This is a genomic window from Acinetobacter sp. ANC 5045 (assembly GCF_004331005.1).
Taxonomy (GTDB): Bacteria; Pseudomonadota; Gammaproteobacteria; order Pseudomonadales; family Moraxellaceae; genus Acinetobacter; species Acinetobacter towneri.
On sequence record NZ_SJNS01000006.1, the window covers coordinates 18310 to 30539 of the forward strand.

5 protein-coding genes and 1 CRISPR repeat array are annotated in these 12230 nt (G+C 40.2%); of the genes, 1 reads left to right on the plus strand and 4 read right to left on the minus strand.

The window, feature by feature from the left end; translation table 11 throughout:
• Complete coding sequence (gene cas1f, locus E0H79_RS06605; protein ID WP_070154190.1) at positions 1-954, plus strand: type I-F CRISPR-associated endonuclease Cas1f; 954 nt, start codon at positions 1-3, stop codon at positions 952-954.
• A 96-nt stretch (positions 955-1050) separates the two neighbouring features.
• A CRISPR array of direct repeats spans positions 1051-5338; the repeat unit is 28 nt; unit sequence GTTTGCCATCGCCCAGATGGTTTAGAAG.
• Between the two features lie 31 nt (positions 5339-5369).
• Here cas1f and E0H79_RS06610 read toward each other — a convergent pair.
• The 4 genes from E0H79_RS06610 to E0H79_RS06625 are packed head-to-tail and all read right to left on the minus strand — an operon-like array spanning position 5370 to position 12228.
• Positions 5370-6566, minus strand: coding sequence for a Wadjet anti-phage system protein JetD domain-containing protein (locus E0H79_RS06610; RefSeq protein WP_004974289.1), 1197 nt, complete (start codon positions 6564-6566; stop codon positions 5370-5372).
• On the minus strand, positions 6559-9936 hold the full coding sequence (locus E0H79_RS06615) for an ATP-binding protein (RefSeq protein WP_131261195.1): 3378 nt from the start codon (positions 9934-9936) through the stop codon (positions 6559-6561). The genes E0H79_RS06610 and E0H79_RS06615 overlap by 8 nt, the downstream gene beginning before the upstream one ends.
• On the minus strand, positions 9924-10757 hold the full coding sequence (locus tag E0H79_RS06620) for a DUF4194 domain-containing protein (protein WP_131261196.1): 834 nt from the start codon (positions 10755-10757) through the stop codon (positions 9924-9926). The genes E0H79_RS06615 and E0H79_RS06620 overlap by 13 nt, the downstream gene beginning before the upstream one ends.
• 10 nt (positions 10758-10767) lie before the next feature.
• Positions 10768-12228, minus strand: a complete 1461-nt coding sequence (locus tag E0H79_RS06625; protein WP_131261197.1) for a DUF3375 domain-containing protein — start codon at positions 12226-12228, stop codon at positions 10768-10770.
• Positions 12229-12230: the final 2 nt, after the last annotated feature.

Genomic DNA, 12230 nt, shown 5'->3' on the forward strand with positions numbered 1-12230 from the left:
ATGAGTGATTTCCGTCAGCAACGCAGTCGTGCCCTGATGTTATCTAAACGAGCCTGTGTATTCTACCTTGAACGAGTACGGGTCATGCTCAAAGATGATCGGATTGTGTATCTGACGGATAACCTTCAACCGATGGAACATTTTTATAATATTCCTGAAAAAAATACGGCGTTCTTATTACTCGGTAAAGGCAGCTCCTTAACCGATGCTGCCGCCCGTCGTTTGGCAGAATCTAATGTCATGGTTGGATTTTGTGGTTCAGGTGGTTCTCCTCTCTTTTCATCACTTGATCTCACTTTCCTCGCACCACAAAGTGAATATCGCCCAACCGAATATATGCAAACTTGGATGAGAGCTTGGCTTGAAGATGATGCTCGCTTACTGATGGCTAAAGTTTTACTAAGCGAACGTGTGTCTATTACTGAAAAAGCATGGAAAAAGAATATCAACTTAATACAACACGGTATATCGCTTGACCCCATTGCTATGACACGTTTTCTACAAGATATTGATTTGGCAAATAATCAAACAGAATTATTAGCAGCCGAAGGCCGTTGGGCAAAAAGTCTCTATAAACAACTTGCATCGGGTTTAAATTTTGAATTTAGCCGTGAGGAAGGAAAAGGGTCGCATGAGTCCTTACGTGATATTGCCAATAGTTATCTAGATCATGGTAATTACATTGCTTATGGTTATGCTTCTGTCACACTAAATGGTATGGGAATAAGTTTTGCCTTACCTATTTTGCACGGTAAGACACGTCGTGGTGGTTTAGTTTTCGATATTGCAGATTTAGTAAAAGATGCTTTTGTTATGCCACAAGCGTTTATTTCTGCCAAAAATGGACATAATCAAAAAGAGTTTAGAATGCAACTGATTGAATCCTGCCAAGATCAGGATGTCTTAGACTATATGTTTAACTTCATTTCTGAGCTATGCAATAAAATCAAATGATTTCAAAAGTTTATTGATTTTTGTTTTTTTGATCTATTTTCACTCTTTAAAAACCTATATCATTATTATCTAGAGCTTTTTATGATAAAAGTTCTAGTTTGCCATCGCCCAGATGGTTTAGAAGTTGTAAATATTGGCACTATTTCCACAACTTAAGTTTGCCATCGCCCAGATGGTTTAGAAGTCATATTTATCAAATAATACTTTTTCGTCTTCGTTTGCCATCGCCCAGATGGTTTAGAAGAGGTAAAGTGCTGCATATAACCCCCTGTTACCGTTTGCCATCGCCCAGATGGTTTAGAAGTTTAGTTGCATTATTCGGGGGGATTGTGAAGTGTTTGCCATCGCCCAGATGGTTTAGAAGTAAATTAACAATCTCTAAAAGGTTGCCATGATGTTTGCCATCGCCCAGATGGTTTAGAAGGCATGTTTTACCTGTGCCAGTTTTACCGATAAGTTTGCCATCGCCCAGATGGTTTAGAAGTCAATAGAATCAATAAGGTCATCACCTTTATGGTTTGCCATCGCCCAGATGGTTTAGAAGACAAGCGCAAAGGGAGAATTAAAATGCCCTTTGTTTGCCATCGCCCAGATGGTTTAGAAGTTGTAAATATTGGCACTATTTCCACAACTTAAGTTTGCCATCGCCCAGATGGTTTAGAAGACTATTTCCGCTATTGGATTTTCGGGTTGAGCGTTTGCCATCGCCCAGATGGTTTAGAAGGCACGATGAACCGCTGCTTCCGCTTTAGCTACGTTTGCCATCGCCCAGATGGTTTAGAAGTTATGCGTACTGGTAAAAGGATTTCAAAAAAAGTTTGCCATCGCCCAGATGGTTTAGAAGTAGCACGTAACTAGGAGTCATCCATACTTCACGTTTGCCATCGCCCAGATGGTTTAGAAGTATTTGACCATTACCCATTAAGAATATTTCATGTTTGCCATCGCCCAGATGGTTTAGAAGAAGCAGAAAAATATTGTCGTGTTGCTGGGAATGTTTGCCATCGCCCAGATGGTTTAGAAGAATTAGCAGATAATCGAGATTCAAAAAACCATGTTTGCCATCGCCCAGATGGTTTAGAAGAATGGTAAAGTTTTATTGTTAGAGCGTGGTTCGTTTGCCATCGCCCAGATGGTTTAGAAGTTTACCGCTTCGTGTTGGAGCTGCAACAAATGGTTTGCCATCGCCCAGATGGTTTAGAAGTGAACAAGACCCAAGTTTAAAATATCAATGCTGTTTGCCATCGCCCAGATGGTTTAGAAGATTGCGGGGGTTGGCGCAATTGTTTATCTGCTGTTTGCCATCGCCCAGATGGTTTAGAAGTTTTGCACCGGAAACAGCGCCACTAGCACCTCGTTTGCCATCGCCCAGATGGTTTAGAAGACTTGATTATATTGATAGAAACCCAACAAAACGTTTGCCATCGCCCAGATGGTTTAGAAGATTATTGCGTCTTTTGTCACATTGTTATTGATGTTTGCCATCGCCCAGATGGTTTAGAAGTAAAACAAATCTTACAAAATTAAGGCCGATCAGTTTGCCATCGCCCAGATGGTTTAGAAGTCAAGAAATGTTAGAGCTAGATAAAGCTAATCGTTTGCCATCGCCCAGATGGTTTAGAAGTTGCTTGATTCCCCTCTTTGCTCCATTTGATCGTTTGCCATCGCCCAGATGGTTTAGAAGCGTTTCTTTTTGGCTTGTAGTAGTTGCAGCATGTTTGCCATCGCCCAGATGGTTTAGAAGGATTAGTCAAAATTGGCTAATCAGGGATAATTGTTTGCCATCGCCCAGATGGTTTAGAAGATCTGCAATATAACCTTTATTAGCTTTGGGGCGTTTGCCATCGCCCAGATGGTTTAGAAGTCTATTGTTCTTCTTCAAGCAATTTATTGGCAGTTTGCCATCGCCCAGATGGTTTAGAAGTTTTGTACGTCTATCAATAATAGGAGAACATTGTTTGCCATCGCCCAGATGGTTTAGAAGATATTAAGCACAGCATTACTATACTCCAGTATGTTTGCCATCGCCCAGATGGTTTAGAAGTGAAATTGTGTCGGGAAAATATAAACTTCCTGGTTTGCCATCGCCCAGATGGTTTAGAAGTAGTCATAATGGGCGGATTGGGGGAAGAAAAGGTTTGCCATCGCCCAGATGGTTTAGAAGTACACCAGTACACACCTTAATAACTTTCATTAGTTTGCCATCGCCCAGATGGTTTAGAAGTAATGTTGATTGGGATTATGATGTAACTTTGCGTTTGCCATCGCCCAGATGGTTTAGAAGATCTGCGGGATACATGATATTAGCAATATTCTGTTTGCCATCGCCCAGATGGTTTAGAAGAAAAACAACTAAAGCACAGTGATATTCACCAAGTTTGCCATCGCCCAGATGGTTTAGAAGTGAAATGGCATCAGGTTTAGCGGGTGGTATTGGTTTGCCATCGCCCAGATGGTTTAGAAGTTTGTCGGTTGAATGTATTGAAGCTTTAATGTGTTTGCCATCGCCCAGATGGTTTAGAAGTTGATTGTATTAAACAGAACCTACCACATTTAGTTTGCCATCGCCCAGATGGTTTAGAAGAATTTTGAAGAATACTTGGGATATGAGGTAAAGTTTGCCATCGCCCAGATGGTTTAGAAGTGAACCAGTTGCCCCGATTAAGCAAATATTTTGTTTGCCATCGCCCAGATGGTTTAGAAGAATATCAGACTGTTTAATTAAAGAGCCAACACGTTTGCCATCGCCCAGATGGTTTAGAAGATTGATACACCGATACCAATTAGCATGATTACGTTTGCCATCGCCCAGATGGTTTAGAAGATTAGATGAATGGATTACTGAAACAATTAATAGTTTGCCATCGCCCAGATGGTTTAGAAGTTGACCTTGCATAGATGCAAGAGAAACACCACGTTTGCCATCGCCCAGATGGTTTAGAAGTGAACGTGTCGGAGCAGCTAATAGAATAAATTGTTTGCCATCGCCCAGATGGTTTAGAAGTTATATGTGCTATCAATCTTTGTATTTAAGACGTTTGCCATCGCCCAGATGGTTTAGAAGATTTTGAAAACTTGCTAGAATCGGCTTCTGTTGTTTGCCATCGCCCAGATGGTTTAGAAGTACTCGATAATAAGCAGAATTACAATCATTTGGTTTGCCATCGCCCAGATGGTTTAGAAGATATTTCCCATTTCGCAAAATCAAAGGTCGGCGTTTGCCATCGCCCAGATGGTTTAGAAGTAACTCAATTCATAGTATTTTTAAAAGAAAACGTTTGCCATCGCCCAGATGGTTTAGAAGAACAATAACTCTTGAAACCTCAATATCATTATGTTTGCCATCGCCCAGATGGTTTAGAAGTTGTGGAGAGAAAAGGATACGGTGATTACCGAGTTTGCCATCGCCCAGATGGTTTAGAAGTGATAAATCTGAAAATGTTTTAAAAAATTAATGTTTGCCATCGCCCAGATGGTTTAGAAGTAATAATTATAAAAATAAATTAAGAGATAATTGTTTGCCATCGCCCAGATGGTTTAGAAGACTTTAGGACTTTGCTTCTGTCTAACGATATTGTTTGCCATCGCCCAGATGGTTTAGAAGAAACGCTAAAGGCTCATAGATCATGTAGTGATGTTTGCCATCGCCCAGATGGTTTAGAAGATTCCAACCACAGGGCGATAGACAATAGTTATGTTTGCCATCGCCCAGATGGTTTAGAAGTCTAAAGCCATATCGCAAGGTGTAGGGATCATGTTTGCCATCGCCCAGATGGTTTAGAAGAACAAGCACTTCCACATAGTTAGCTTGTGTTAGTTTGCCATCGCCCAGATGGTTTAGAAGTTAAGATCAAATGCCCCTAAGCTGTATATTGTGTTTGCCATCGCCCAGATGGTTTAGAAGAAAACAGATTGCATGATTAAGCGCAATCAAAAGTTTGCCATCGCCCAGATGGTTTAGAAGAACATTTAAAAGCTAGTTTTAAAGGCATCTTTGTTTGCCATCGCCCAGATGGTTTAGAAGTCTACCGCTTCCATCGCAGCTTCCCATCCATAGTTTGCCATCGCCCAGATGGTTTAGAAGTTGTGCAAGCAACGCTTCAATCAAGGGGCTTGGTTTGCCATCGCCCAGATGGTTTAGAAGAACCTCTTAAATGTGCCGCCCCATGTTATTTTGTTTGCCATCGCCCAGATGGTTTAGAAGTAAATGATATTTGCATGGTTAATGACTACACCGTTTGCCATCGCCCAGATGGTTTAGAAGTCATCGGTACGCTTACGCTTTGCTTTGATTTCGTTTGCCATCGCCCAGATGGTTTAGAAGTAGTGGACTATCCGACCACTCAAGGTGGGGTAGTTTGCCATCGCCCAGATGGTTTAAACATTACACCCCTTATTATCAATCAAATTAATTTTCAAAGTAACTCTAAATAACGATGCACCCAATCAACCGAAATGCGCTCTTGCTCTAAACGCCTATTTTTAAATGTCTGTGCACGCAAATCATGAAATAATTTTAACTCGTCAGCAGTGAGATATTGTGGCTCACTAAAAATAGAGTCTGGTTCATCCACCATATGATTTTGGAACTGTAAAACTGTGGCTTCATCCATCATTAAAGCAATCACGTGTGGAATTTTTTGCCGAACCATACTTAAAATATTTAAACCTTCAGAGTCGATATCTCCCCAATAAAAAACCTGTTTATACTGTAACCACTTGGCCTTCATCCATGTAATATTTTTACCCCCACCACAAACCACAATACTATTTTCCAAGTAAGGGCACGCTAAACCTGACTGAATATTTTCAACTACAATTATTCGTTCCGCAGGTAACTCAAATTGATCTAGCACCTCTGTGGACAATTGAAAAACGGGGAGTCCTCCCAATTTTTCCTGCACATTTGGGCAGACGGGTTTGATCGTCAACCAACCTTTGGGGCTATCTAAGCAATCTAGCCATGCCAACAACCCTCCAGCCAGTACGATCTCATCATCATAAAGTACATTGCAAATTGCCTCCGTCAGCAATAAGTTCTGCTCAAGAAACTTCGTGTTTACAGCGCTTAATGGCAAGGCCCTTAAATAAAGCCCTGCCCCCATATTCGGTTTCAGCTGTTCAATCAGCTGAATCAACCATTGCCATTCTTGTTGGCTATAGCGTTCTATCTGCTCTAAATGATGAATTAAAGTTTGAAATAAACGGTGCTGATGACGATCATGCACAAAAGACTGCTTCAAAAAGCTGGATATTTTATCCAACCAGTTTTCAAGTTGTTGCTCTGTTCCTAAAAGCTCAGTAAGCTGCTGTAAAGAAAAAATTCGTAACTTTACTGGAACACGTTGTTCTGAAAGTTGTCGATACTGCCGTTCTTGCCATTCAACCAGTTCAGGATAAGCAAAATCTGTCCACGCTTTAAAAAAAGCATGAAAATGACCCAAATTATCTCTAGCTTGTTGGTCTGTGGGCACTTTCAGTGAAATTTCGATTGGAAAAGGACGTTGATTTAACAACCGCTGCTTTAAATTTCGACGATTTTCCCATTCTTTTTTATGCAAAATACCCAAAACGGTATTTGGAAGTAATCCCCACTTCTCAATTTTAGGCATCTAACTGCACCCCAAACTGTTGTGCCTCTCTATGCAGTTGCTGTTGTTTTTGCGCCATTTTTTCATCAATTTCCTGCCAAGTAATTTCACATAAATGACTTTCATGTTTCTCAATATCACGCTCGGCAATTAATAAAGAACGTGCTGACTCACGCGCTAAATTCAAGTTTTTATAAGGTGTGATTAAATTGACATGAATTTTCAACGCCTTAAATACTTTGAGTACTCGACGACTAACCGCTTCAGCTGTGTTTGAAAAAGCTTCATCTAAAAACACTGTACTGTAGATTGGATAATCATAGCCGTCTGGTGTTAATACATAAGCCAAACTCGCTGCCACAATGGTTCCAGCAAAAGATTCTTTTTCTCCGCCAGATTTACCACTCGATGACTCCAAAACATCTCGTATTTCTTCTGTAGCCAAATCGACTTCTTCTGCATAGAAAGACATTTGATGACGAGGATCAAGTAAACGCTGGCTTTCAAAAGTATGCGCTGTAACCGAGTTACTCGCTTTTTCTAAAATAGAAATTAATTCAGCTAACTTTTTAAAACGTTGTTCATATTCAATACTATTAATACTAGATACGACCCATTTTAGTTTTTGCTCAAAATCTATGACGTGTGGATACTTTTCCTTTTTGTATCCTAGTCTTAGATAGCTGCCAGACTTAAATTCTGTACGCCGTAAAACCTGATTAATTATGGCAATACGGTCAGTGATTTCTTCTCTATCTGCCTCAAGGCGATTCTGAATCACACTTAAAGACTGCATGGTATGTTTTTGCAGACGCTGTTCAAACTGTTCAACTAAGGCAGGCAAACCTTCCTTTTCTAGTTCATGAAAATAGGCAACGCAATCATCCAATGCGGCCAAACCAACTGCCCATTCACGTTGTAATGCAATATGTGACCATTTATCCTTGCCACGAAACTGACCAATAATGTACGTTGCGCTATTTTTTGCTGAGGTATTTTGGTTGCTGGTATGTTCAATTAAACGCTCTAGCTCTTTTTCCACAGCAGTAAGATAAGCATCCTCCAACCGAGGTGTTTCTCCTATACGCTGTAGCAACAGTTCTCTGGCTTGTTCTGGGACACCTTGGTTTGCTGCCTTTTGCGCTTGTTGTTGTTGTTTTTCTGCATCACTGAGTTTCTGTTTGAGTTGCCCCCAAGTGTGTTGTAACTGCCCTTTCTGTTCCTGTAGTTGTTTTAATTCCTCTTTTGCAAGCTCCCAACGTTGTCGAGCTTGTTCAATATTGGTATCTGCCTGTTGTAAATGCTGCAAGTCATTGCTGGTCTGTTGCTGGCGCTCTGTCCAATAAGGAATATTTATCATATCCCATTGGTAACGTAACATTCGCTCCCACAAACTCTTATGCTGTGTTACCTGATCTAACACCTTACGCGATTGTGCAACACTCAAGGCATACTGTTCCAACTGTACCTCAAGTTGTTTCGCTTCATGCTTTAATAAATTTAAACGTGAAGTATTGGAAAATCCCAAACACCAAATTTTTCGATCATCAATCCGCTGTTGATCTTTTTTCTCAAAACGACCTTGCTCACGATGAATTAAGCCCTGTTGTGTCATAGAAAAAGGCGTTGTATTCATGATTGTTGTATCTGCCACACATTGCAGATCAAAGCGAAGCAGATGTTGTTTTAACCAATCACGATATGGATGCTCTCGCCAAACCAATTTCCGCAGAAAACCATTTTCTTTAAAATACACACTTTCTGTAGCATCAAGATGGATCACCTGTAAACGCACATGGGTTTTATTATGACGCGCATTCACCCATTGAGTGACCATCGAATAACGATCTTTCGGCACCAATAACGTTGTTTTTAAACCACCTAATGCTCGTTCAATTGCGCCTTGCCAGATTTTTTCAGCCTCTTTTACATCAATGAGCTCACCAATAAACATTAATTCATGTTCATCAAAATCTAAGTGCTGTCTAAGCTCATCTCTTAAACGCAATAAATGTACATCATGAATATTACTATTAGGTCTGGTTTCTATTTCCTGAATATCGCTTTGAGTTTCTTTCAGTTGCTGTTGCGTTTGTGCGTATTTGCTACTGACTTGAGCAAACTCATCTTGTCTTTGGGTTTTCTCTTGCCCAATATTTAGAAGCTGCTCATGGGCTATTTTTTGGTTATCAATTAAATTTTGCTCGGTTAAATCATCTTGCAATTGTAATTGCTGAGCATCTTCCTGATAACGTGAAGCCTCTATGGTTAATTGATTTAACTGACGCTGTATCAGTTCTAGCTCTTTTTGTAAGTTTTCAATCCGATTACCGCCGACTCGTAAATAGTCTTCATGGCAACGCTCTTGTTGTTTTTCCGCATCATGTTCTTGTTGTTCTAATTGCTTAAACTGCGTATGTAATCGCTGTATCTCTTGCTCCAGCTGATGTATTTTTTCAGTCCAAAACTGAACATACAATTCACCTAAATATGCAGGAAAAGCTTGTTTTTCGAGCTGTAGATTATTCAGTTGCAGAGTTAACGCTGTTATTTGAGCAGCTAATCCAGGTAGTTTTTGTAAATATAGGACTTGTTCACGTGCATCTACCAAATGCTTATAGTTTGCCTCTAGGTCGGCAAACTCATTCACTGCTGTCTGCGCTAAAGCACGAACCTGACTTGGTTCTAAAACCAACTCACGAATTAATTTAGTCAAATCATCAATTTTCTTCAAACCTAAAGCACGTGATAACAACGCAGGGGCATTTTTATTATCCATAAATAAATATTTACGGTACATCTCCTGATAGTCTTCAAATTTGCTGTCAAAATAATGCACGCGTGCATCTGTTTTAGGATTAAAATGTTGTTTCAGCTGGCGAGTATTGCCATCTGCAAATTTTTCTAACACCTCCGTCAGTTGCACATTACGACTTGCAATCATATATAAACGGTTCACTTCACTCAGCGAATTTTGACCTTGCCCGACCCAAAACAATCCAATTAAAGTAATCATTGAACCGTCATCAGCGGTATATAGCGCTCTTAATGCTGTCGTCACTGCTTTTTCGCGCTTATTTTTTACTCGCGTTCCAGCACCATCATGTTCTGTGCCAAAACTACCCCGCATATAAGAAAGTAATGTGCGGTCTGAACGAGCACCCTGTGCAGCCGCTACGTTAAAACTGGCTTTATTGGCAGGTTGCAGCAATGCCATTAAACCATCAATAAAAGTGGACTTACCGGCACCATTATCTCCCGTAATGAGTGTTCCTTCAGGATCAATGCGAGCTGTATGCAAGTTATGGAAGGAGCCCCAGTTAAATACTGAAATTTCCGACAAGCGAATTTGGCCTTGTGCAAATAGAGTTGAGAGGGTCATTTCTTGCATGATGATTCTCCATGTTCTTGTTCGGATTGCTGCAACTTGGCCTTTGCTGATAATTGTTGATATTCAGATAATAAACTTTGTAAAAACTCGGCATTCACGACATAGCGGATAATTGGCGTGATTTCATAACGCCCTTCTTCACCACGCAGTCCTGTTAATACTTTTTTCTCTATAAATTTATCTAATGCTGTATTTAATTTTTTACGATCTTTACTGTCATGATTCGTTAAAGGAATAAATGGAATTAAACTGCTCCGAATTCGCTCAACATCAATAATAATTTTTTGCTCACCCGCAGTTTCCCGTTCCTGATAATACTTCCGCAAAATAAGTAAAATTAAGGTGTCATATACAGTTAAAGTTCGTTTTCGTATCAGTACAGGAAAATCATCTAAAGGCTGGTTCTCATCTTCCTGTTCATCCTCAATACTTTCGAGATTGATGATATAAGCTACACCTTGCTTGGCATCCAAAACCAACTGGATATAAACCTCTGCCAAATGTCTACGAATTTCCGCTTCATATCGGCACAATAAATCAAAAAGTTTTAAGTTTTCTGCTGCAAGAATAACCCCTTGACGCATGAGATAGACCAATACCCGTCGGGCTGCATGCGGCATAAGTGCATCTATATCACGATCCTGAGCATGCTCCATATCTGTTTGATTATCTGCATGTTGTACCTCTGCTCGAGCTGTAGGAGACAAATTTTCTACAGGCTGATTAGCGTGTATATCTATATTTTTTTCTGAATTTGAAGATGGTCTGCGTACCATTTCAAAGAAATTGTCATGCTGTTGTATCTTATTTTCTGATTGCATCTCGATCTCCTTAAAGCGCCAACTCATCTATATTTTTGGGAAATAAATCTGTACTCAAGTAATACACTGGAATACTGGCCTGCAAATGCACACCTGAACGATCCTTAAGTTCAACTTGCTCGGTATGCTGCATTTGTGGTGCTTTAATGGCTTTTGCTATACGCAAGTAAGCAACAAGCTCTTCAAGTCCCGCTTGTACAGGATGTTCCTGTGTTAAATGGGCAATACTCATCACCCCTTTCTGTGCGAGCGTTTGATATACTTTTTCAGCAACAGCACGAACCCGTACACTGTCTAAGTACTTCAGCATCTGATCACTAGGTTCAGTCTTGTTTTGTTGCTCTTCGACCTTACGCGTATCCATATGTTCTGTGGGACTTTTTAAAGCAAGACTTTCAGGCGAATTCAGCTGAATGGAACCCACGGCTAAATCTACTTGTACTTCTGTTTTTAAATCACACTCTGATTGCAACAACGCCACTGCATTTTTTTCTAATTCCGACAGAAACTGATCAATCAAACGGTTTTCCAATGCTGCACCACTTTCAATATAAGCTCTCAAACCTTCTTCTGTACGACGTCGGACTTGGAAAACTCGGCTACTTTCGCGTCCTAACTCACGCATTAACTGACCTAAATATTTACGTTGAGATTCGCTTAATTGTTGTGCAATAGGATGATTCAAAATACTGCGTAACTGCTCTCTAAACTCAGTAGAACGATCTTGATCCTGAAGTAATTGACAAAACCCATCAAAAGCACTGCCTGCATCACTTTGGGCAAGCAACTGCTCTTTTTCCATTAAGCTCAGCAATACTTCTCCACGTGAATAAGCACCACTAATCATATCTAGACGCAACTCTTTATCTCGTAGACGAATCTCATCTTCGACCCGTCTAAAATCGCCTGTAAGAATGGAAGCAAGTTGATAAATTTCTCGTATTCTTTCTTTTTGTTCTGATTCTTCTAATTGTGTAACAACACCCGCCAACAAAGCATCTATTTCATTTTGAATCACTAATTTTTTTTGTTCGAGCAACTCCACTCGTTCTTCAATATTTTCACTCAATGCGACCACAAAATCACGAACCGCATCCTGCACAATTCTTAAATGTGATGCTGTGGTATGGGTTGCTCGCTCATCCAAGCCCTGACAAAAACGTAATACGGTTTCGCTAATATCCGTTTTACTCAGCTTGCCATCTATTTCTCTGAGCCAGCCTGAATGAATCCAATGATTTAAATAATGCGCTGCATTATTTTCTGTCTGCCAAATACCCTGCTCACGACTAGATTTAATCAACTCATCCAAGACATTTCTTGCACGGCCATAAGGGACTTCATTTTGTTCTGCAAATAAGTCAACAATGAACGCTAAAATATGTGGTGCGTTATCTGCTCTTAATAATTTCCAAATTGAGTTTTCATGATATAAACGCCGATACTTGGCCTGTAACCCTAGAATATTCATGC

What these genes read in the sequence shown, in the direction of transcription:
- E0H79_RS06615 (WP_131261195.1), bottom strand. Translation starts at nt 9,936, where the DNA reads ATGCAAGAAATGACCCTCTCAACTCTATTTGCACAAGGCCAAATTCGC.
- E0H79_RS06610 (WP_004974289.1), bottom strand. Translation starts at nt 6,566, where the DNA reads ATGCCTAAAATTGAGAAGTGGGGATTACTTCCAAATACCGTTTTGGGT.
- E0H79_RS06625 (WP_131261197.1), bottom strand. Translation starts at nt 12,228, where the DNA reads ATGAATATTCTAGGGTTACAGGCCAAGTATCGGCGTTTATATCATGAA.
- E0H79_RS06620 (WP_131261196.1), bottom strand. Translation starts at nt 10,757, where the DNA reads ATGCAATCAGAAAATAAGATACAACAGCATGACAATTTCTTTGAAATG.
- cas1f (WP_070154190.1), top strand. Translation starts at nt 1, where the DNA reads ATGAGTGATTTCCGTCAGCAACGCAGTCGTGCCCTGATGTTATCTAAA.